Here is a 21,770-nt window from a genome sequence, read left to right as displayed (position 1 = left end):
CCATGGAGGTGCCCATTCACTGAGAAACGGAGATGACCGATGCCCACACGCAACGAGGCATGGCCCGAGGGAACACCGGCCTGGATCGACTGTCAGGTCGACGACCCGGCGAAGGCCGCGCAGTTCTACCAGGAGTTGTTCGGCTGGGAGATCCAGGACGGCGGCCCGGACGCGGGCGGCTACCTGATGGCGATGAAAGCCGGTGCGGCAGTGGCCGGAATCGGCCCGAAACCCGATTCGATGGCGGATATGCCATCGGTCTGGACCACCTATTTCGCGGTCGCCGACGCCGACGCCACCGCGGCGAAGGTGCTGGCCGCGGGCGGCCAGTTGATCATGCCCACCTTCGACGTGATGGAGTTCGGCCGGATGTTCGTCGCGACCGATCCGGTCGGCGCGGTCTTCGCGGTCTGGCAGGCCGAGCAACACAACGGCGCCGCCGTGTACAACGAACACGGCGCCTACGGCTGGAACGAACTGCACACCCGCGATATCGAGGCGGCCAAGAAGTTCTATGCCGACGTATTCGGCTTCCACTACACCGAATTCGACTTCGGCGACGCGGAGTACCAGGTGTTCACTCCGCCGACCAGGACCGAGGGCGTCGGTGGCATCGCCGACGAGTCCGGCAAACCGGCGGACGGCATGCCGTCCTACTGGCTGGTGTGGTTCCAGCACAACGACGTGGACGCCGCGGTGGCCGTGACACCGGAACTGGGCGGCAAAGTACTACAGGCGATTTCGGATTCACCCGCCGGGCGCTCGGCCGTCATCGCCGGTCCGCAGGGCGAGGCGATCGGCATCATCGACCCGAGCAAGACCGTCGGCGAGATGCCAGCGCCCAAGGCCTGACAAAGGCAGGACAGGCTCGAGTCGGCTCAGCGCACCGACTGGAGCTCGGATCGGCGCGCGGCCTCGATCACCGCGGCGGTCTCGCGCCGGTCGGGCGCGATGAGCACCGCGGTGATCGGCACCGTCAGTGCCAGCGACCCGATCACGAACATCGGAAAGACGAATTCGAACAGCGTGAGTCCGTCCGGCGTCTTCGCGGCCGAATCAACGGCAGGATCGATGGCAGCGATGCCGGCGTAGTACGTGCCCGCCACACCGACGCCGAACAACAGCACCGTCGCCGCGCGCGCGAGCGGGAAGGGCAGCGCTTGGAACGACCACAGCGTCCCCACCCCGGTCACCAGCGCGACGACGACCGCGACGGCCGCAAGCCACGGGGAGATGTCGATCGAACCCTGAATGCGGATGGACCCGAACCCGAAGTAGAGCGTCAAGGCGAAGCCGAGGCCCATCACCAGCCCGCCCGGGATCAGCCGGGCCAGCTGCAGGCGGCGGCCGATGACGATCAGGGCGGCGAATACCGCGACGAACGCCGTCACCATGGCCGCGATCATCCGGCCGCCGTCGAAACGCACCGCGGTGCCAGGTATATCCAGGCCGAGCAGCGCCACCGAGGTGGCCAGCCAGACCCCGACGCCGCCGAGCGACACCGCGGCCGAAGTCACCCACACCAACCGGAACCGGGACGAGCGCGCGGCGTGCAGCACACAGGCCAGCCCGACCACGGCGCCGAGCACCGAGACACCGAACGAGAGCGCGGAGACCCAGTACCCCATGGAGAACTGGTCCACCGCGGCGCCGCCGTTCGCCGCAGCGAACAACCGGACGTCATGCATGTCGTGCGGTTCCTTCCAATTCGAGCGCCTTCAGTTGGGCGATCGCATATTCGGTGACGGCCGCCAGCGCCTGGCGGACTTCCATGGCATTGCGCGCGTCGATATCCACGATGGGTACCCCTTCGCGCACCGAAAGCGCTTCGCGCAGTTCGGCGATCGGGAAGCGGGGCGCGTCCGGGAAGCGGTTGACCGCGATCAGGAACGGCAGCTTGCGCGCCTCGAAGAAGTCGACCGCGGCGAAGCTGTCCTCGAGCCGCCGGGTGTCGATGAGCACCACCGCGCCGATGGCGCCGCGGATCAGGTCGTCCCACATGAACCAGAACCGGCGCTGCCCCGGCGTGCCGAACAGGTAGAGCACCAGGTTGCCAGGCAGGATGATGCGGCCGAAATCCATGGCGACCGTGGTGGTTTCCTTATCCGGGGTATCGGCGAGATCGTCGATACCGTCGGAGAAGCGGGTCACCATGGCCTCGGTGCGTAGCGGGACGATCTCCGATACCGCGCCGACAAAGGTCGTCTTGCCGGCGCCGAAGCCACCGGCGACGACGATTTTGGTCGAGGCGACGCGGGTGTCGGCGTCACCAGGCCCGGGGTTGCCGGGTTGTCCGTAGTTCCCAGCAGTCTTATAGGGCACGGAGTCCACGCAAAGTCCTCTCCATAAGGGAACGGCGCTCGTCGAAGCTTGCCTCTTCGGTCAGGGTCGAATGCACGCGCAGGGCGCCGTCGACGACGAGGTCGCCGACCATGACCCGGACCATGCCCAGCGGTCGATCCAGGTGGGCGGCGATCTCGGCGACCGAGAGCCGGTGCGTGCCCAGCCGCAGGATCTCAGTGCGCAGATCGCCCGCTGGCCAATCGAGATGCGCAGTGTACGACAGCGTTTCGATAACCGCTTCGAGCGGTAGGTCGACCGCGGGTTCGGTGCGCCCAGAGGTCAGGGCATACGGTCTGACACGGGTTGTCGGCCGGTTGGGCCCTTGGCCGAGTGGACTCGACATCGTTGGATCAGACGGCTGTCCGGGCGGTGGCCGTGACCACCGTGCCCACACGATCGACGAGCAGGGCCATTTCGTAGCCGATGCGGCCGATATCGTGCGACTTATTGGCGAGCACGGCCAGATGCGATCCGTTGCCGACGCTCATCACCAATAGGTAGCCGCGCTGCATCTCCACGATCGACTGCATCACCTTGCCGCCGTCGAACAGCGAAGCCGCGCCGGTGGCCAGGCTCGCCAGCCCGGCGGTGACCGCGGAAAGCTGTTCGGCCCGGTCGGCGGGTAGGTGCGGGCTGGTCGCCTGCAGCAGGCCGTCCGCCGTCACCAGCACCGCATGCGACACCCCGGGGACATCCTTGGTGAAGCGGGCAACCAGCCAGTTCAGATTCTCGTCCGTGGTGCTTTTGGGGTCGGTCATACAAGCCCTCCGTCGTTGTACTGCGCTTCGGCCCGCCCGCTGCGGACCCCACTGAGATGCCTGGTCAGGTTGTTCCGGATCTCCTCCGGATCACGTACGCCGGGTTCTTCCGCCGGTGCGAGGCCACCGGGCACCAGCTGCGCTCCCGGTCGTCGGATCGGCAGTCCGCCGACGGTGCGTGCCTCGGCAGTCGGATGGCTGGCCTGTTCGGCGGCCGTCCAGCCCTCGTCGGCGGGTGAACTCCATGCGGACGGCGATGGCGCCGCCGCCGCGGGCTCGACCAGCCACTCTGAGACCATCCGCTGATAGATCGGGGTGGGCGTTTCGCCCTGGACCGGTTGTAGTCGGGTCGAGGTGGTCGTGCTGGATTCGGCCGGTACGGGCTGTAGTCGAGTCGAGGTCGCCGTCGCGGGTTCCGGTGCGGCGGCGGGCCTTCGGGTCGGCAGCGAAGGCCGCACGGCCTGCGGCGTGATGGGCTGCGGACCGGTGAGGTGCGCCCCGGCGGACTGCGAATCAGCGAGCTGCGATTCGGCGGGCTCGCGGGAGACGGTCGGCGTCGGTCCGGTCGTGGCGGGTTCGTCGGGTTGTTCGGCCCACAGGTCGGTGACGGCGCCGAGGGGCACCTGCGGTTCCACGTCGATCACCGAATTCGACCCGGTGGCAGGCTCGTTCGTCGAGTTCGGCGACCCGAACGGGGTGAGGCGCGGCCGGTCGCCATCGCCCCGGCCGTTGGCCGGACGCTCTGCGAATACATCGACCGAGGTTTCGGTGTGGTCGTCCCCGGGTACCGATACGTCGGGTGTGTCCGCAACGCGCATGGCCGGGCGACGTTGCGGCAGACCGGAACTGGTGACGGCGAACCGCGACGGCTCGCGCTGCGGCAGGCTCGGCACCGGCACCAGCGTGCGCGGTGGCTGTTGCTGCTGCGGCGCGGGCAGTGCGGCCATGATCGGCGCCTCGATGGCCCGCTGGTTCGGATTGGTCGCGTCGAGCGGCGGGGCGACCAGCGCGCCGGGCAGGTGCACGCTGGCGGTGATGCCGGGCTGCTGCGCCATGGTCGAGGTGCGGCGCAGGCTCACCGTGATGGTGTGCCGCTTGGCTAGTCGGCCGACGACGAAAAGACCCATGCGGCGGGCGGTTTCGACGGTGACCTCACCACCGGAGGCGAGCCGGTCGTTGGTGAGCTGCAGATCCTCGAGCGACATGCCGAGGCCGCGGTCGGTGATCTCGATCAGGTAGCCGCCGTCGACCGCGCGCGCCACCATCACCGCGACCGGTGTGGTCGGCGGGGAGTAGCGCAGCGCGTTATCGATGAGCTCGGCGAGCAGATGCTCGATGTCGACCGCGGGTTCACCGGCGACGATGCCGTCGGGCACCGCGCCGATCTCGACGCGCTGGTAGTCCTCCACCTGGGAGACCGCACTCCAGAGCATGTCCGACAGCGGCACCGGATGCAGCTGGCCGCGGCGCAGCGCGGTACCGGCGAGCACCAGCAGGTTGTCGCCGTTGCGGCGCATGCGGGTGGCGAGGTGGTCCAGGCGGAACAGGCTCTGCAGCCGCTCGGCGTTGTCCTCGTCGTGTTCCAGATCCTCGATCAGCGCCAGCTGCTGCTCGACGAGGGACTGGCTACGACGGGAAAGGGTTTCGAACATATTCCCGATCTGCAGTCGCAGTCGGGCCTGATCGGCGGCGAGATTGAGCGCCTGCTCGTGGATTTCGTCGACGGCGCGGGCGAGCTGGCCGACCTCGTCGGTGGTGTGCACGCCGACCGGGGTGATCTCCGGGGTGGCGCCACCGCTGCGCACCACGGCGAGTTCGTCGGGCAGCTTGACGTGCGCGACCTCGAGTGCGTCGCGGCGCAGCCTGCGCACCGGGACGACCAGGGTGCGCGCGACGGCGAGGGCCAGGGCCAGACCGGCGAGCAGCATGCCGATGACGATCGTGGTTTCGCGCAGCGCGCCGGTCTGCGCCTCGGTGGTCCGATTCGCCAGCGCCCGGTCGATGGTGTCGGCGAGGGAGTTGGTGGTCTTCTCGTAGGTGTCCGCGCTCACTTGCAGCGAATCCAGCACGGCCGGATTCGATGTCGGGTCACCCGCGTTCTGGCTGAACGCGCCGAGGCGAATGCCGACGGCGTCGAGCAGTGGACGCATATTGGTCGCATTTTCCGGGAGGATGACGCCGTAGGTATTGACCATGGTCATCTCGGCGCCCGCCGAGGTGAGCACCTTCGCGCGCACGCTCGGATTGCGGCCCGCGTCGGGGGAGCCGATCATCATGCGCTGCTGGGTCAGCACGCGCCGCGCATTCTGCAGCGCGCCGATCTGCAGGAAGTACCGCTGGATGACGAGGTCCTCGACCGAGGGGGAGAGGGCGAACGCGTTGCCGATTCGGACCGCGATCTCGTCGGCCTGTTCACCGACCATCACCGGCGATCCATTGCGCAGACTATTGCGCATGGTGGTGCCGGTGGCGACCGCCGAGGCCAATTCGGAGGTGACCCGGGTACTCACCTTCGTGGTGTGCATTCCGGCCTCGAGATCGGCGAGCGCTTGGTCGAATTTGGTCAGCGCCGCGTCGGTCGCGGGGTCGGCGGTGTTACCCCAGGAGGAGGTTGCCGCGACCGCGAGTTGTTCGGTGGCCGTACCGAACTTGACGATCGGGCGAATGATGATGACCTGTTCGGTCGCCGCATCCAACTGTGACATGGTGCGCAGTTCGTTGTTGATGCGCAGGACGGCGAAGACGGTGGCCAGCAGCACGGGCAGCACCAGCACGATGCCAACCTTGCGAGTGACCGACCAGTTGGACAGACTGAATTGCCAGGACCGCGGTGCAGCTTCCATCCGCTTCCGTTGCCTCCGCTTCACGAGCTTGCACGAGTGCCCCCGGATGGCGCGTGGCTGTTCGGTTTTGATTCAACCCGCTGAGAACCAACTAGAGGTCTTCTTTTTACCGCAGGGAACATACCGCGCAGAGTGACCAACGGCAATCTGGGGCACCCACTCTGTAATTCGCTCGAATATGGCTACTCAGAACGGGTTTCAGCGTCCAAAAAGGTTGCGTTTTGGATCGAGATCTGTACGTGATCACAAACCTGCTGGTCACTCGACCAGTCCCTAGTGGGTGTGCTGACGGCGTGTCGGGCGCCGCCCTCTCAGTCGGCTCTCAGTCGATGCGGTCAAACTGGTGACATGCGCATTCTGGTAGTCGACGACGATCGTGCCGTCCGGGAATCGCTGCGCCGGTCACTGACCTTCAACGGCTACTCCGTCGATCTCGCGGTCGACGGAGTGGACGCGCTGGAGAAGGCAACCACGCAGCGACCGGACGCACTCGTACTCGACGTGATGATGCCGCGGATGGATGGGCTCGAAGTTTGCCGGCGGTTGCGTAGTACCGGAGACGATCTGCCGATTCTGGTTTTGACGGCGCGAGATTCGGTTTCGGAACGGGTAGCCGGACTCGATGCCGGTGCCGATGATTATTTGCCGAAACCATTCGCACTGGAGGAATTGCTGGCGCGATTGCGCGCGTTGTTGCGCCGCAGGGCCGCCGATCCCGGCGAGGTTTCCGAGACCATGACGTTCGCCGATCTGTCGCTGGATCCGGTAACCCGCGAGGTGACCAGAGCCGACCGCTCGATCAGCCTCACCCGCACCGAGTTCTCACTGTTGGAAATGCTGATGGCCAATCCGCGCCGGGTGCTGACCCGCAGTCGCATCCTCGAGGAGGTCTGGGGCTACGACTTCCCGACCTCCGGCAACGCGCTCGAGGTCTACATCGGCTACCTGCGCCGCAAGACCGAAGCCGAGGGCGAGGTCCGGCTCATCCACACCGTGCGCGGCGTCGGCTACGTACTCCGCGAGACACCCCCGTAGGCGGGTCATGGCACGCACGATCCCGAAGCGACCGGTGGTCGCCACGCTCGGTCAACTCCCGCCGGATCCGGCGGAGATGCGCCCGCCCATGCCCCTGACCAGATCGGTCTCGCTGCGCTGGCGGGTGACACTGCTCGCCGCGTCGGTGGTGGCCGTCGCCGTCGCGGTGGTTTCCATTGCGGCATACGCGATGGTGGCGCGCTCGTTATACGACGATGTCGATTCGCAGTTGAAGGCGCGCGCGGCAACGATGATCGATAACAACTTCGACAGCCTGGGGTTCCAGTCGATCGTGATCGCCGGCCTGTACTCCAATGATGTGGGCGTGGCACTGATATACGGCAACCACAAGCCGTATATGCCACCGCAGCAAACGATCCCGCCGGTGGGCACCCAGGAGCTCGCGGTCGCGGACGGTGAGTTGCCCTCGTCCCTGCGCACCGTGAGCAACCAGCGGGTGCTCGCCATGCCGACCCATTCCGGTGCGACGCTGATCGTTTCGCAGCGATTGCAACCGACCCGCGAGGTGTTGGACCGGCTGGCCTGGTTGCTATTCGTCGTCGGCGGTTGTGGCGTCGTCTTGGCTGCGGGCGCCGGTACCGCGGTCGGTCGCACCGGCCTGCGCCCGATCGGACGGCTGACCGCGGCGACCGAGCGAGTCGCGCGCACGGACGACTTAACGCCGATTCCGGTTACCGGCGATGATGAACTCGCAAGGCTTACCGAGAGTTTCAACACAATGTTGCGCGCACTCGCCGAATCGCGGGATCGCCAACGCAGGTTGGTCGCGGACGCGGGACATGAATTGCGAACGCCGCTGACATCTTTGCGCACCAATATGGAACTGCTGATCGCCTCCAGTCGTCCTGGCGCGCCGCAGATTCCGGAACAGGATATGGCCGAACTGCGCTCGGATGTCATGGCCCAGATCGAGGAGCTGTCCACCTTGGTCGGCGATCTGGTCGACCTGGCCCGCGAGGACGCACCCGAAACCGTCTACGACCGAGTCGATCTCGGCGAGGTGGCCGAGCGGGCGCTGGAGCGCGCCCGGCGCCGCCGTGGTTCGATCGAATTCGTCGCGGAGCTGCGCCCGTGGTTCGTCTACGGGCACGAGGCGGGCTTGGAGCGCGCGATTCTCAATGTCCTGGACAACGCCGCCAAATGGAGTCCGGCCGGTGCCCAGGTGACGGTGACCATGCGCGAGACCGGGCGCGGGCTGCTGGAACTGGCCGTCGACGATGCCGGTCCCGGCATTCCGTCCAACGAGCGTGAGCTGGTCTTCGAGCGGTTCTATCGGACCACGGCCTCGCGGTCGATGCCCGGTTCCGGACTCGGACTCGCCATCGTCAAACAGGTGGTGACCAAGCACGGCGGCACCATCACGATCGATACGTCACCGCGCGGCGGCGCATTGATCCGTATCGTGTTGCCGGGTGAAGGTGATGGCGGGCCCGTACCGGGTACGCCCGCCGATATCTCGGAAAACTGATAGCACGGTCTCAGTCCGCTCTCAGTCGTCGACGCCAAGCTGGTCGAGGACCTAAGGAGATACGAGAAACATGACCGAGGATTCGAAGGCCGGTTTGCCGCCGCAGCCGGATAACAGCAATGCCGCCGGCCCGCATCCGACCCAAGACATCCCGGCAGTGCAACCGGGCCAGCCGGATCAGACGTACACGCACTCCGGATACGTGCCCCAGGAACCACCGCAGCATCCCTCGATTTGGCAGCAGCGTATGTCGCACAACCCGACCCAGCCCTTTCCCGGCCCCGAAGCGGGCCCGGAATTCACCCAGCCGTCCTATGCCCCGCCCGCCCCACCCGGCGGGCCGTATCCGGGCGCCGCACTCGGCGCGCAACCGTACCCGGAACCCGCACGCCGCCCGGTCCGCACCGGCCTCGTTGTCGGCGCGGTAGCGCTCGCACTCGTCAGCGGTGGTGTCGGCGGTGTGGTCGGCTCGCTGGCCACCCGCACCGATGACGGCCGCGCCACCGTGACCAACGCCCTGGACGCGCCGAAGCCCAACGTCAGCAATGTCACCAACGCGCCAGCCGGTTCCACCCAGGCAGTGGCGCAGAAGGTATTGCCGAGCGTGGTGATGATCAAGGTCGCCAGCAATCGCGCCCAGGGCGAGGGCTCCGGTGTGGTGCTGTCCTCGGACGGGCTGATCCTCACCAATAACCATGTCGCCTCCGGCGGTGGCGCCAACGCCAAGATGGAGGTCGCCTTCTCCGACGGCAGCACCGCGCCCGCCACGCTGGTCGGCGCCGATCCGGTCTCCGATCTGGCCGTCATCAAGGTCCAGGGCAAGGACGGATTGACCCCGATCGAGCTGGGCACCTCCGCGAATCTCGCGGTCGGCCAGCCGGTCATCGCGGTCGGCTCGCCGCTTGGGCTGGCGGGCACGGTGACCACCGGCATCGTCTCCGCGCTCAACCGCCCGGTCTCCACCAACGGTGAGGGCACACCGAGCCAGGTGCAGCCGGTCATCGACGCGATCCAAACCGACGCCGCGATCAACCCGGGCAATTCCGGTGGCGCACTGGTCGACGGCAACGGCAAGCTCATCGGCATCAACACCGCCATCGCCAGCCTCGGCGGCAGCGAGGCGACCGGTCAGCAGAGCGGTTCGATCGGCCTCGGCTTCGCCATTCCGGTCGACCAGGCCCGCCGGGTCGCCGACGAACTGATCAAGACCGGCCACGCCACCTACGCCCAGATCGGCATCAAACTGCGCCCGCAGGACAGCGTCGCCCGGGTGCTCGAGGCGACCCCGGACGGCCCGGCCGCCAAGGCGGGCATCCCGGCCGGATCCATCATCACCAAGGTGGACAGCCGGACCATCGACTCCGGCGACGCCCTCATCGCCGCGGTCCGCTCGCACCAACCAGGAGACAAGGTGAAGATCACCTACACCGATGAACAGGGCAATAACCCCAAGACGGTCGAGGTGACCCTGTCCGGCGCGGCCGCGGACGGTGGCCGGTGATGCGGGTACTGCCCGGCGGATTGTCGGCGCGACCGGGAGCCGACGCCCACCTCGTCGGTCTGGACGCTACGGTTACCACTATGGAAATCGATGCTCCTGTGGCGGGGCGTGCTCTGGTGGTGGTCGTCGACGATCGAACGGCGCATGGAGGTGTGGACTCGCTCGGGCCCCTGGTCACCGAGCTGCTCACCGAGGCGGGTTTCCTCGTGGACGCTTCGGTGTCCGTACAGGCCGATGAGGTGGAGATCCGCAATGCGCTGAACACCGCCGTGATCGGCGGCGTCGATCTGGTCATCTCCGTCGGCGGCACCGGCATGTCCCCGCGCGATGTCACGCCGGAGGCCACCTCGCAGGTGCTGGACCGGGAACTGACCGGAATCAGCGAGGCGCTGCGCTCCTCGGGCCGGGTCGCCGGCTCGCTCGACGCCGGTCTCTCGCGCGGTCTGGCGGGTATCTCCGGCAGCACGTTGGTGGTGAACCTGCCGGGCAGCCGGTCCGCGGTCCGCGACGGGATGGCAACCCTGGGTCCGCTCGCCAGCCGAGTGATCGGCGAATTGTCCGGATTGGACGAATAATCACCGCCACCAACTCCTCTGACGACCCTCGCCCGGCGCAGCGCCGGGCGAGGGATGCCGCGCGTCTGGCACGAATCTTCGGTGACGTTCTCCCGGAGACGACCGGTGACGAGCGTGGTGCGGATGCCGATACCGGATCGTTATCCGACGACTGGCTCCGCTCGCAAGTCCCGCCACATCACGGCTGATTGTTCATCTACGGTCTAGCCACGTATCACCGTTCGATGTCGCGGCGTCGTCCATTGCGAATCCCTCACTCTGAAATTTGCCTCGACTTTAAGTACGGCCCTGTCTCGTAGTTGCCCTCGGCATTGATGTGACTGGTGTCATCTTTTGGACCGCTTCGACTGGAACCTCTTTCTCGTTTATGCACGTCAAGCAATATAAACATCTGAGATAGTGTGATCTAGATCACATTGATCTTTACAGAAACTTACGTTGCCAGACCGTTACTGACGGTTTAATCTCGCCACGAGCCACCCACGCCGCTGGACCTCGCGGGCCCGGGTACGGCACGTACGTTTGCCGACTCGGCGGAACCTGGCTCGGTTCCGATGCCAGCTCCGCACGTTGCGCCGAAATAACAGCCGGTTACACATCGGCAACAAACGGGGCACAAACTGAGCTGGGCCTGAGAGGACCACCGTCCAGCCTCGATGGTCGAGGCTGACTGTTAGAACCTGATGAGGGGAAGTATGAGCGAGAACCGCACCCTGCGCCGCGGTGCCCGGATCGCGGGCGTCGGCGCTGCCGCGGCCGTGGCCCTGGGCCTGCTTTCGACCGGTGCTGCCAATGCCGATACCTTCGTGCCGTTGCCGGACGGTCAGAAGGTTGGACCCGACGTGACCCTCACCCGCAATGGTGAACACGCCCTGATCTCGCCGTCGCTGGCGGCCAACGGTGCCGGCCGTGTGGTCTGGGTCTCGGGCAACGCCATCGCCGATGTGTCCGTCACGCCGGAAGGCACGGTCGGCCCGAACAACGGCGCCTCCGGCGCCCCGGGTACCAACAACTCCTCGACCCACGGCGCATCGCAGCTGAGCACCGGCTACATCGTCGGCTGCCAGGTCAGCATCGCCAGCGACGCCATCTCCGCCGGTATCTCCGGTGGCATCAACCTCTCGGGCGGTTCGCTCGGTGGTTCGATCGGCCTCAACCTCGGCCCCGGCGAGGTCAAGTTCGTTCAGATCGACTACAAGGACATCCTGAAGCCCGGTGTCTACTCGGTCGAGTATCAGGATGCCGAGATCGAGATCCAGGGCTGCGCGGGCTACGCCCAGGCGCGTTCCTACACCGTCGTCGAGATCATCGGTGACCACTACTCGAAGACCACCCTCTACGGGCAGCCGTTCAGCATCGGCTGATGTCGGTCGAATCCAACGAACACTCTTCTCGCACAAGCGAATCAACCCTCGAGGGATAAAAGCATGATCAACCGTAAGAACGTGGCACGGGTGGCCGGTGTCGGCGCCGCTGCCACCGTCGCCCTTGGCCTGTTCTCCACCGGCGCCGCCAACGCCGATACCTTCGTTCCGCTGCCGGGTGGCTCGATCACCAAGACGCTGTCCGACGGAACCGTCGTCACCATCAGCCTGACCGGCGAATCCGCCAACATCAACCCGTCCATGGGCTCCACCCCGCTGCACCGCAACGCGTGGGTGTCGGGTAGCGCTCAGGTTTCGGTGTCCGGTGACGGCGGCGGCTCGATCTTCCCGGGCTACACCGTCGGCTGCCAGGTGAACATCGCCGGTGGTGGCGCCACCGGTGGCGTCGAAGGTACCGCCGACTGGAGCGACGGGCAGAGCATCAAGCCGGGCATCGGCGCGACCAGTGGTGGCAACCTCACCCTCGGCCCCGGCCAGTCGCAGTCGTTCTACGTGCTCGATCTCGAGCAGGCCGACGACTTCGGCAATGAGGCGCACAAGAAGCGCAACAAGTTCAAGAACGGCAGCGGCTCGGTCACCTGGGCCGACGAGACCATCGGTCTGTCCGGCTGCGCCGGTTACGCCCAGGCTCGTGCCTTCGTCAGCGTCGAGGTGGAGACCGATAACGTCATCACCTGGACCACCCTGTGGGGCCAGCCGTTCAGCCTCGGCTGATCGGCAGGGGCATCGCACCCTGAAATACGCAAACGGGCTCGCCGCATTCGCGGCGGGCCCGTTTCGTTGTGAAACCCCTTGGTGCCCACCAGAATTCGCAGATCGTAGCGGATCGAACGGTAACATGTGCGAAATCTCACAGGAATTCGGTGGAAACCACTAACATTGGGCGCACCCAAGATCGTCCACCGACGAGATTGCGGGCAATCCGCTTGATGGCCAAGGTATTTCCATCGCGCGGTATCCGCATGAAAGGGTCTTCGACCTCGGTACCCCGAGGTCGTCCGCTAGAACCTGATGAGGGGAAGTATGAGCAAGAACCGCATCAGCGGTCTGCGTCGAGGTGTCCGCATCGCGGGCGCCGGTGTCGCCGCCGCTGTGGGAATGGGCCTGCTTTCGACCGGCGCCGCGAACGCCGATGTCTTTGTGCCGTTGCCGGACGGCCAGAAGCTGGGCCCGGGTGTGACCGTCAGCCGGACGGGTGAGCACGCCTTGATTTCGCCATCCTTGGCCGCGAATGGTGCGGGCCGAGTCGTGTGGGTCTCGGGCAACGCGATCGCCGATGTGTCCGTCACGCCCGAGGGCACTGTCGGTCCGAGTAACGGCGCTTCCGGAGCGCCGGGTACCAATAACTCCTCGACGCACGGCGCTTCGCAGCTGAGCACCGGCTATATCGTCGGATGTCAGGTGAGCATCGCCGATAACGCGATCTCGGCGGGCGTTTCCGGTGGCATCAACCTCTCGGGCGGTTCGCTCGGTGGTTCGATCGGCCTCAATCTCGGCCCGGGCGAGGTCAAGTTCGTTCAGATCGATTACAAGGACATCCTGAAGCCGGGTGTCTACTCGGTCGAGTACCAGGATGCGGAGATCCAGATCCAGGGCTGCGCGGGTTATGCCCAGGCGCGTTCCTACACCGTTGTCGAGATCATCGGCAACAACTACTCCAAGGTCACCCTTTACGGAGCGCCGTTCAGCATCGGCTGACCGCGGTGGGATCTGTCAAATCTCTACTCGCCGAATCGAACTCATCGAACTCAATCCGCTAGGGGTAGTAACCATCATGATCGATCGTAAATATCTGGCACGTGCGGCCGGGCTCGGCGGCGCCGCCGCCATGGCACTCGGCCTGCTGTCCACCGGTGCGGCCAATGCCGACACCTTCATTCCGCTGCCGGGCGGACAAATCGTCAAGACGCTGTCCGACGGCACGGTTCTCACGATCCGGCTGGTCGGCGAATCGGCCAATATCAGTCCGTCCATGGGCGCGACGCCGGTGCACCGCAATGCCTGGGTGTCCGGTAGTGCGCAGGTCGAGGTGACCGATGGCTGGAACGGTGCGATCTTCCCGGGCTATGTCGTTGCCTGCCAGGTGAATATCGACGGCGGCGGCGCGGAAGGCGGCGTCACCGGCGGTCTCGACTGGAGCGACGGTCAGAACGTCAAGCCGAAGGTCGGCGCCACCAGCGGTGCCAACCTGAGTCTCGGTCCCGGACAGGCGAAGTCGTTCTACGTGCTCGATCTCGAGCAGGCCGACGACTTCGGCAACGAGGCGCACAAGAAGCGCAATAAGTTCAAGAACGGCAGCGGTTCGGTCACCTGGTCCGACGAGACGATCGGCCTGAGCGGCTGCGGTGGCTATGCGCAGGCGCGCGCGTTCGTCAGCGTCGAGGTGGAGACCGACAATGTCATCACCTGGACGACGTTGTGGGGCCAGCCGTTCAGCCTAGGCTGAGCATTTCTGCTCCGATAAGTGAACGGGCCCGTCGCGGTGCGGCGGGCCCGTTTGCGTTGTGGCGCAAGCGAATTACCGTAAGTGATTGCGGCAGCGGCGAATTCGGTTTGCGTTTCGAGCGCAGGGGAATTCGGTCAGAACTCGTGTCGTCCACCCGCGCTGCGCTGGCTGTCGGCGAGCAGGTCGCGGATCTCGACCAGCACCTCGGAATCGGTGAGGGTGGTGTCCTTGGCGCTGAACCGCTTCTTCACGCGCAGTGCGGGCAGCACCAGCACGAAGTACAGCACTGTGGCGATGAGCACGAAGTTGACGACCGCGGTGATGATCGGACCGACCTGCACGAAGGTCGCCGGCTTATCGGCAACCAACCGGAAACCGAGGCCGAACTCATCCGGCTTGCCGAAGACGGCGAGTATCGGATTGACGATGCCATTGGTGACCGCGGTGATGATCGCGACGAACGCGGTACCGATCACCACGGCTACTGCCAGGTCGACGACGTTTCCGCGGAGTAGGAATTCCTTGAAACCCTTGAGCATTGCCGATATCTCCTCTTCGGGTGGGAGCTGACTCGTTGTGCTCGGCGGTTCGGGATGCCGTATCGACCGATGCTAGTTGATCTTGATGGCAAATGCTCGGCAACAATCGTCAATGAAAGACGACGGTTAGGGCGGTGCGTAGCGAAGCGGCGGCCACCACGGTGGCGTGTTCGGCATCCATCGCGACCAGCACGACTCGCTCGGGCGCGCCGCGCCGGTCACCCGGGCCGGACACCAGGACGACCGCGGCATCGAGTGCGAGCAGCCGGGCGGGCCGGGTGCTCTGACCGCTCTGCTCCTCCGCCGCCACGACGTCCACCCGGTCGCCCGCGCGCAGGATCTCCGCGACCGCGGTATCGGCCAGCCGGATGGGCACGATGCGGGCATCATGGGCGCCGGTGGCGGCCGCCGCCAGCCGGGGCCCGACGACGCGCAGATCGGTGAACACCTCGCCGGTGCGCATGGCGCCGGTCAGCGTGGCGCCGACCAGGATGGCGATATCGTCGACCGCGCCGGCGGGCAGCGTGGCGGATTCGTGCGGTGTCGAGCGCAGATCGGCGGCCTCGAGCAGGTGACCAGGCGACAGATCGCGTCCGGCGACCACGACGTCGGTGCGTTCGCTACCTGGATCGCCGCGCAGGAAGAGGATGACCGCGAGTGCGGTGAGTGCCGCCGCGAGTAGGCGCCGGGCGAGCAGACCGTCCGCCCACGGCGGTCGGTTCCCGATCGCGAAGCGCAGGGAGTCGCCACGGCCGAGTTCGGCGAAGAATCGGGTCTTGCCCAGCGGGAGGGGAGCCATGTCCGGAGCCTATGGCCACAATCACAGCGACTCGCCCGAGAAAAGCGGCGTCTGTGGATAACAACAGCCCTGGGGATAACTCCCCTGGGGGATGGCAGGCCGGCGGAGCCGGCCGGGGTGGGTAAGTACAGGGCTGCTTTTACCAGGTGAAACTCAGCTGGCGACGGCCGTGCTAGCGGCGGGGGAGCTGCTGGACGATCCGGAATCCGAACTCGACGCGGAGCTGCTGGAGCCGCTGTCCGACTTGGCGGGCTCGCTCGCCGTCGACGCGCCGCCGCGGCTGTCGGTGCGGTAGAAACCGCTGCCCTTGAACACGATGCCGACCGAGTTGAACAGCTTGCGCAGCTTCCCGGAGCACTCCGCGCAGACGCTCAGCGCCTCATCGGTAAAGGACTGAACGATGTCGAAGCGGTTGTCACACTGGGTGCACGCATATGAATAAGTTGGCACTGGATCCTCCGCAGGGTTCGTCAATCTGGCACTCTACAGCCGACAGTGCCAACACCGCCAATCGGCATTTCATTCCGCATCCCGATCGCCGCCCAAACGTTGCAGGCCGCCGTGCGGTGTGAGGGCCCAGCCCATGCGCAGATCGTGCGGTTCCTCGGGCAGCCGATCGAGCAGTTCGTCGTCGCGAACGACCGCGATCAACCGCGCCGACGCCCGGGCCGCGCCAAGGGTCCGGTCGTAATACCCGGCGCCCCGGCCGAGCCGGACGCCGCGGCGGTCCACCGCCAGCGCCGGGACCAGGATCAGCTCCGCCAGCGTGATCGCGTCGGCCAGTACCTCGCCCGCCGGCTCCAGCAGCCCGAACCTGGCGCGCCGCAAGGCATTCGCGCCGGTGAATTCGGCCCATCGCAGCGGTCCCGGCGGTCCGGTGACCGGCAGCAGCACCCGCGCACCGGCCGCGCGCAAAGCCGCCAGCAGGTCCAGCGACCCGGGTTCCCCGCGGACCGGGACGTACGCGCACACCCATTCGGGGAGGTCCAGCGCGGCGGCATTGTGGGCCAGCTCACGTGCTTCGGCTTCATGCTCGGCGCCGGACATCGCGGCCCGTCGAGCCTTAATTTCCGTCCGCCAGGCATGTTTGTCACGCTCGACGGGCATCTCCACAGTGATCACCTTAAGCTCACCGGGACCCGAGTCGGCGTTACGGCCGCTTCGGGCCGGTGATGGATGGATAGGGTAGGTGCATGACAGCAAAGGCAGGACAATCCGCGAATGGCGCGGTCGTGGCGTGTTTCCGCACGGCCGTCGTGCCTGCGGCCGGACTCGGGACGCGGTTCCTGCCCGCGACCAAGACGGTGCCCAAGGAGCTGCTGCCGGTGGTGGACACTCCCGGTATCGAGCTGGTCGCGACGGAGGCCGCCGATTCCGGTGCCGAGCGGCTGGTCATCGTGACCTCGCCGGGTAAGGACGGCGTGGTCGCGCACTTCGTCGAGGATCTGGTGCTGGAGAGCACGCTCGCCGAGCGCGGCAAGTTCCATCTGCTGGAGAAGGTGCGCAAGGCGCCCGCGCTGCTGGATGTCACCTCGGTGGTCCAGGAGGAGCCGCTCGGCCTCGGGCACGCCGTCGCACAGGCCGAGAGCGTCCTCGATGACGACGAGGACGCCATCGCGGTGCTGCTGCCCGACGATCTGGTGTTGCCGTGCGGGGTGCTCGATGTGATGAGCCGGGTCCGGCGCAAGCGCGGCGGAACTGTGCTGTGCGCCATCGACGTTCCCAAGGACGAGGTCAGCGCCTACGGTGTCTTCGACGTCGCGCCGGTGCCCGATGCGGTGAACCCGAATGTGCTGCGGGTCAACGGAATGGTGGAGAAGCCGGCACTGGCCGAGGCGCCGTCGACCTACGCGGCCGCGGGTCGATACCTGTTGGACCGCGCCATCTTCGACGCGCTGCGCCGCATCGAACCCGGCGCGGGCGGCGAGCTACAGCTCACCGACGCGATCGCACTGCTCATCGAGGAGGGCCATCCGGTCCATGTGGTGGTCCACCGTGGGTCGCGCCACGATTTGGGCAACCCGGGCGGCTATCTTCGTGCTGCGGTCGATTTCGCTTTGGAACGAGAGGAATACGGCCCCGCCCTGCGGGAGTGGCTGCAGCATCGACTCAGTTCGGACTGGGACCCTCAGCTGACGACCTACGACTGATAGGGGCGGGCGTCGGGTTTCGCCGATAGTGGACCGTCGGGTACGAATGATGGTTCACAACGGTGTGAGCGACGGGCTCGGAGGCGGTAGCTTGCGTAACCACGTAGAGCCCCGGGAAGCACCGCGGATCGGGCAGAGCCGTCGCGTGCGGGTTCGGTTGCGCGGTCGCGGAATCGGATCGGTGCGAAGAGATCAGGAAGGGCTGGATGCGCTCGGTTGAGGATCAGCAGATCAAGGTGACAGCTGCGGCGGTCGCGCCCCGGCCGGTCCGGGTCGCGATCTCCGAGGCCCAGGGCCTGCTGTGTGCCGAGGATGTCGTCACCGAGCGGCCGCTGCCCGGATTCGATCAGGCCGCCATCGACGGCTATGCGGTACGCAGTGTCGATGTCGCCGCCGCCGGTACCGATATCCGCAACGAGGACGACGAACTGGTCGATCTGACGCTGCCGGTGGTCGGCGAGGTGGTCGCCGGTTCCAAACAGCCGATCCGCCTGCAGCCGCGCCAGACCGTGCGGGTCGACACCGGTGCGCCGCTGCCGACGCTGGCGGATGCCGTGCTGCCCTTGGATTTCACCGATGGTGGCCGGGCCAGGATCAAGGTGTACGAACCGGTGCGATCCGGCGACTATGTCCGGCGCATCGGCGACGATGTGCAGCCCGGCGATGTCGCGGTGCGCGCGGGCACCATCATCGGCCCGGCGCAGGTGGGTCTGCTGGCCGCGGTCGGTCAGGACAAGGTGCTGGTACATCCGCGGCCGCGGTTATCGGTGATCTCGGTGGGCGGCGAGCTGATCGATATCGATCGCACACCGGGACCCGGACAGGTCTACGACGTGAACTCCTACGCGCTGGCCGCCGCCGCGCGCGACGCGGGCGCCGATGTGAACCGGGTCGGCATCGTGAGTTCGGATCCGCGGCGGCTGCGTGATGTGGTCGAGGGACAGCTGGTTCGCTCCGAGGTCGTGGTGATCGCGGGCGCCATCGGCGGATGGGCCTCGGAGCAGGTGCGCGAGGCGCTCGAGGGCCTCGGCGAACTCGAAATCGCCCGGGTGGCCATGCATCCCGGCTCAGTACAGGGTTTCGGCCGACTCGGGCGCGACGAGGTGCCGACGTTCCTACTGCCGTCGAATCCCGTTGGCGCACTGGTGGTTTTCGAGGTCATGGTGCGTCCGCTGATTCGAATAGCGTTGGGGCGCAGACATCCGATGCGCCGGATCATCCGGGCCAGGACGATCACGCCGATCAGCTCGATGGCCGGGCGCAAGGGCTATCTGCGCGCGCAACTCATGCGCGATGAGGCCACCGGCGACTACCTCGTGCAGCCGCTCGGCGGCGGCACGGGCGGCTCGTCGCATCTGCTCGCCACGCTGGCCGAGGCGAACAGTCTGATCGTGATCGACCCGGACGACACCGAGATCAGAACCGGTGACGAGGTCCGCGTCGCATTTCTCGCACAGCGCGGCTGAGGCGTGGAGACGATGAACGTGTTCCGGGTCACGCAGCATCCCGGATGGCCCGCGCACCTGGGGCCGGTGCGCGTCGCGGCGGGGCAGGTGACATTGCGTCCGGTGCGGTTGCGCGACGCGGCGACCTGGAGTCGGATCCGATTGCGCGACAGGGCACATCTGGAGCCGTGGGAGCCGACCGGGCGCGGCGCATGGGAGACGCGCAACCACGCGTCGAATTGGCCGTCGCTGTGGTCGAGTCTGAAGGCCGAGGCCAGGCGCGGGGCGATGATTCCGCTCGTGATCGAGGTCGATGGCGCGTTCAGCGGGCAGTTGACCGTCGGCAATATCGTGCGCGGCGCACTGCGTTCGGCCTGGATCGGCTATTGGGTGGCCAAGGATCTAGGCGGTCAGGGCGTGGCGACGGCGGCGCTGGCACTCGGGTTGGATCACTGTTTCGGGCCCGTCGGATTGCACCGGGTGGAGGCGACGGTGCGTCCGGAAAACCTGGCCAGCCAAGCGGTTCTGCGCAATGTCGGTTTCCGCGAGGAGGGGTTGCTGAAGCGATACCTCGACGTGGATGGGGCCTGGCGCGATCACCTGTTGGTCGGCATCACCGTCGAGGAGGTGGCGGGCACCGTCGTCGACCGGCTGGTGCGCGACGGCAGGGCCACACTACCGAATTCCGGATAGCTGCACGTTCGTACCGTTTCCGACGCGCCCGGCTGCGTGGACGCGCGGCAATAATGGTGGAAGTGTGACAGGTGTGGCGTATGTGCACGGCGCGCCTGACCGAACTTGGTGCGACACGGAATTAACCTACGGACGTCGGGGGTGCGTCCTGCGCCACCGGCAGCGACCGTAGCGATTGCTTGCGCGTCGCTCGAAAGGATCAGCCTGTGAGGCGCTCGGTGCCAGTGCCGAATACGCCTTGCGGCGACCGGACGTCCGTCCGTCCGAGGCGTTTTGCGGCGAGCGAACGCACCGCGACGGGGCGCGGTACGACCCGGTCGAACGGACGATGCGGCGGGGACGGAGGTGCTGAGGCGAAATGCCGAATTCGATCCTATGGATTGGTCTGGTCGTGCTCTGGGTATTCGTGCTGTTCCCGATCCTCGCCGACCGCCACCCCAGGATCCGGCAGACAACCGACGCGGCGCTGGCGACCCGCGTATTGCACCGCGGAGGTTCCAAGCGGCGCACGAAGAGTGGACCGGCCGCCGGTCACGACAGCGATCCGGATTACCGGCCGACCCGAGTGCAGAGAAAGCTTTCCCACAGCGATGATGCGGAGGACCGGATGACCACACCGGCCGACGAGCAGGTCACCGAGGACGACAATCCCGCGGACGACCCGTCCGAAATCAGGTCCGCGGCATCCGATTCCGAAATCGACGATCGGGACGGCGAAGTCGACGAGCTCGATCGGGCCGATGACGAATTCGATGATGCGGATGGCGAATTCGACGACGATGCTGGTGAACCCGTCGATATCGATTCCGATGATGACGAGATAGCAACGGCCCGAACGCCTGCGAAGCAACGGGCGACGGCCGATGATGACCTGGTGGCGGCAGAGCACACCGAAACGACCGGTGCCCGGATCCCCCCGGCCCGGACGGCGTCGCCCGCTCGTGTCGGCGAATCCGACTCGGACGACCCGGATTTCGTGCCCACTCGGCGCGGCCGCGGCGGCTTCGATCCGGAGGCCGACGCCATCGCGCGTGCGGCCCGCTACACCTTCCGTCAGCGCGCGGTACTCGGCCTGATACTGGCCGCCCTCACCTTCGGTGGGCTCGCCGTGGCGCTGGGGCCACTGTTCTGGTGGGGCTGCGGCGGCTCGAGTATCGTCCTGGTGACCTACCTGGCGTACCTGCGCAAGCAGGTGCGGATGGAAGAGGAGATCCGCCGCCGTCGCCTCGCCCGCCTGGCCCGCAGCCGTGGCGAACAGGTCGAGGACGAACGCCGAGCCGAGCAGCGCGCCCAACAGCGCGTCATGGACCGCGATACCGCCCGCGCCCTACGCCGCCGCTCCGCCCTCATCGAGGCCGATGACGAAGACCCGATGTTCCAACACCTGGAAACCTTCGACGCCGCCACCGCCCGCGCCCTGCGCCGCGGTCACGGCGGCGATCTGCGCCGAGCCGCAGGCGCTTGACCATCCGGTTGGGCCGATCCGGACATCGCATCCACTAGCGTCGCCCGCCCCTACATCTGCCCAGCTCAACCACACGATTCGGAGTCTGCCCACCCCGCCTGATACAGTGTCACAGCGCGGTTCCCCGGAGCCGCACGGGGCTATAGCGCAGTTGGTAGCGCGTCTCGTTCGCATCGAGAAGGTCAGGGGTTCGATTCCCCTTAGCTCCACTCACTGAAGAAGCCGTAGGTCATCAACCTGCGGCTTCTTTGTTGTATGGCATTGTGTGAACACATTGCGGTGGTTGTGTGTTGTTTGTAGCCGG

The 21,770-nt window shown here is 66.6% G+C and carries 23 protein-coding genes and 1 tRNA gene; 15 read left to right on the top strand and 9 right to left on the bottom strand.

What is annotated here, in order from left to right; translation table 11 throughout:
- Positions 1-39 precede the first annotated feature (39 nt).
- The gene (locus tag ACHQ4I_RS16020) at positions 40-852 is read left to right on the top strand and encodes a VOC family protein (RefSeq protein WP_420772494.1); all 813 of its coding nucleotides are present in this window, start codon (positions 40-42) and stop codon (positions 850-852) included.
- Positions 853-878: 26 nt separating this feature from the next.
- On the opposite strand, the gene ACHQ4I_RS16015 is transcribed toward ACHQ4I_RS16020, so the two are convergent.
- From ACHQ4I_RS16015 to ACHQ4I_RS15995, 5 genes are read right to left on the bottom strand one after another with little or no spacing between them, the layout of a single operon-like run.
- On the bottom strand, positions 879-1,688 hold the full coding sequence (locus ACHQ4I_RS16015) for an MHYT domain-containing protein (protein WP_420772493.1): 810 nt from the start codon (positions 1,686-1,688) through the stop codon (positions 879-881).
- Complete coding sequence (locus ACHQ4I_RS16010; RefSeq protein ID WP_420772492.1) at positions 1,681-2,322, bottom strand: GTP-binding protein; 642 nt, start codon at positions 2,320-2,322, stop codon at positions 1,681-1,683. Before ACHQ4I_RS16010 ends, ACHQ4I_RS16015 begins: the two co-directional genes overlap by 8 nt.
- Positions 2,312-2,686, bottom strand: coding sequence for a DUF742 domain-containing protein (locus tag ACHQ4I_RS16005; RefSeq protein WP_420772491.1), 375 nt, complete (start codon positions 2,684-2,686; stop codon positions 2,312-2,314). Before ACHQ4I_RS16005 ends, ACHQ4I_RS16010 begins: the two co-directional genes overlap by 11 nt.
- Before the next feature lie 7 nt (positions 2,687-2,693).
- Positions 2,694-3,101, bottom strand: coding sequence for a roadblock/LC7 domain-containing protein (locus tag ACHQ4I_RS16000; protein ID WP_420772490.1), 408 nt, complete (start codon positions 3,099-3,101; stop codon positions 2,694-2,696).
- Positions 3,098-5,944 carry a sensor histidine kinase gene (locus ACHQ4I_RS15995; protein ID WP_420772489.1) on the bottom strand — a complete coding sequence of 949 codons (2,847 nt, stop codon included), beginning with the start codon at positions 5,942-5,944 and terminating at the stop codon, positions 3,098-3,100. Before ACHQ4I_RS15995 ends, ACHQ4I_RS16000 begins: the two co-directional genes overlap by 4 nt.
- Before the next feature lie 348 nt (positions 5,945-6,292).
- Between ACHQ4I_RS15995 and ACHQ4I_RS15990 the strand changes: the two genes are divergently transcribed.
- The 9 genes from ACHQ4I_RS15990 (at position 6,293) to ACHQ4I_RS15950 (ending at position 14,375) form a co-directional block, all read left to right on the top strand.
- On the top strand, positions 6,293-6,979 hold the full coding sequence (locus ACHQ4I_RS15990) for a response regulator transcription factor (protein ID WP_420772488.1): 687 nt from the start codon (positions 6,293-6,295) through the stop codon (positions 6,977-6,979).
- Positions 6,980-6,986: 7 nt separating this feature from the next.
- Positions 6,987-8,468, top strand: coding sequence for a HAMP domain-containing sensor histidine kinase (locus ACHQ4I_RS15985; RefSeq protein WP_420772487.1), 1,482 nt, complete (start codon positions 6,987-6,989; stop codon positions 8,466-8,468).
- A 70-nt stretch (positions 8,469-8,538) separates the two neighbouring features.
- Complete coding sequence (locus ACHQ4I_RS15980; RefSeq protein ID WP_420772486.1) at positions 8,539-9,969, top strand: S1C family serine protease; 1,431 nt, start codon at positions 8,539-8,541, stop codon at positions 9,967-9,969.
- A gap of 80 nt (positions 9,970-10,049) precedes the next feature.
- Positions 10,050-10,544, top strand: a complete 495-nt coding sequence (locus ACHQ4I_RS15975; protein WP_420772485.1) for a MogA/MoaB family molybdenum cofactor biosynthesis protein — start codon at positions 10,050-10,052, stop codon at positions 10,542-10,544.
- The gene (locus tag ACHQ4I_RS15970) at positions 10,544-10,732 is read left to right on the top strand and encodes a hypothetical protein (protein WP_420772723.1); all 189 of its coding nucleotides are present in this window, start codon (positions 10,544-10,546) and stop codon (positions 10,730-10,732) included. The genes ACHQ4I_RS15975 and ACHQ4I_RS15970 overlap by 1 nt, the downstream gene beginning before the upstream one ends.
- 507 nt (positions 10,733-11,239) lie before the next feature.
- The gene (locus tag ACHQ4I_RS15965) at positions 11,240-11,908 is read left to right on the top strand and encodes an MspA family porin (protein WP_420772484.1); all 669 of its coding nucleotides are present in this window, start codon (positions 11,240-11,242) and stop codon (positions 11,906-11,908) included.
- A gap of 63 nt (positions 11,909-11,971) precedes the next feature.
- A complete protein-coding gene (locus ACHQ4I_RS15960; protein ID WP_420772483.1) occupies positions 11,972-12,643 on the top strand; it encodes an MspA family porin in 672 nt (223 codons plus the stop codon).
- A gap of 309 nt (positions 12,644-12,952) precedes the next feature.
- Positions 12,953-13,627, top strand: coding sequence for an MspA family porin (locus ACHQ4I_RS15955; protein ID WP_420772482.1), 675 nt, complete (start codon positions 12,953-12,955; stop codon positions 13,625-13,627).
- A 76-nt stretch (positions 13,628-13,703) separates the two neighbouring features.
- Positions 13,704-14,375 (top strand): MspA family porin, encoded by a 672-nt coding sequence (locus tag ACHQ4I_RS15950; protein ID WP_420772481.1) that lies wholly within the window; start codon positions 13,704-13,706, stop codon positions 14,373-14,375.
- 134 nt (positions 14,376-14,509) lie between these two features.
- On the opposite strand, the gene mscL is transcribed toward ACHQ4I_RS15950, so the two are convergent.
- The 4 genes from mscL to ACHQ4I_RS15930 form a co-directional block, all read right to left on the bottom strand.
- Entirely contained in the window at positions 14,510-14,914 is a 405-nt protein-coding gene (gene mscL, locus ACHQ4I_RS15945) for a large conductance mechanosensitive channel protein MscL (protein WP_420772480.1), read from the bottom strand.
- Positions 14,915-15,023: 109 nt separating this feature from the next.
- Positions 15,024-15,713: an SAF domain-containing protein gene (locus ACHQ4I_RS15940; RefSeq protein WP_420772479.1), complete on the bottom strand. Its 690-nt coding sequence runs from the start codon at positions 15,711-15,713 to the stop codon at positions 15,024-15,026.
- Between the two features lie 153 nt (positions 15,714-15,866).
- On the bottom strand, positions 15,867-16,163 hold the full coding sequence (locus ACHQ4I_RS15935) for an FmdB family zinc ribbon protein (protein WP_420772478.1): 297 nt from the start codon (positions 16,161-16,163) through the stop codon (positions 15,867-15,869).
- A 69-nt stretch (positions 16,164-16,232) separates the two neighbouring features.
- Positions 16,233-16,820: a 5-formyltetrahydrofolate cyclo-ligase gene (locus tag ACHQ4I_RS15930; protein ID WP_420772722.1), complete on the bottom strand. Its 588-nt coding sequence runs from the start codon at positions 16,818-16,820 to the stop codon at positions 16,233-16,235.
- A gap of 86 nt (positions 16,821-16,906) precedes the next feature.
- Here ACHQ4I_RS15930 and ACHQ4I_RS15925 point away from each other — a divergent pair, with 86 nt between their 5' ends.
- From ACHQ4I_RS15925 to ACHQ4I_RS15905, 5 genes are all read left to right on the top strand, one after another.
- On the top strand, positions 16,907-17,863 hold the full coding sequence (locus ACHQ4I_RS15925) for a UTP--glucose-1-phosphate uridylyltransferase (RefSeq protein WP_420772477.1): 957 nt from the start codon (positions 16,907-16,909) through the stop codon (positions 17,861-17,863).
- A 206-nt stretch (positions 17,864-18,069) separates the two neighbouring features.
- A complete protein-coding gene (gene glp, locus ACHQ4I_RS15920; protein ID WP_420772476.1) occupies positions 18,070-19,329 on the top strand; it encodes a molybdotransferase-like divisome protein Glp in 1,260 nt (419 codons plus the stop codon).
- Positions 19,330-19,341: 12 nt separating this feature from the next.
- On the top strand, positions 19,342-20,001 hold the full coding sequence (locus tag ACHQ4I_RS15915) for a GNAT family N-acetyltransferase (protein ID WP_420772475.1): 660 nt from the start codon (positions 19,342-19,344) through the stop codon (positions 19,999-20,001).
- Positions 20,002-20,359: 358 nt separating this feature from the next.
- On the top strand, positions 20,360-21,466 hold the full coding sequence (sepX, locus tag ACHQ4I_RS15910; protein ID WP_420772474.1) for a divisome protein SepX/GlpR: 1,107 nt from the start codon (positions 20,360-20,362) through the stop codon (positions 21,464-21,466).
- Between the two features lie 136 nt (positions 21,467-21,602).
- A tRNA-Ala gene (locus ACHQ4I_RS15905) sits at positions 21,603-21,675 on the top strand.
- Positions 21,676-21,770: the final 95 nt, after the last annotated feature.

Origin of the sequence: Nocardia nepalensis (assembly GCF_048910785.1) — a bacterium.
Taxonomy (GTDB): Bacteria; Actinomycetota; Actinomycetes; order Mycobacteriales; family Mycobacteriaceae; genus Nocardia; species Nocardia nepalensis.
Note: the sequence above shows the minus strand (reverse complement) of the source record. Positions and strands in the feature narration are given on the sequence as shown.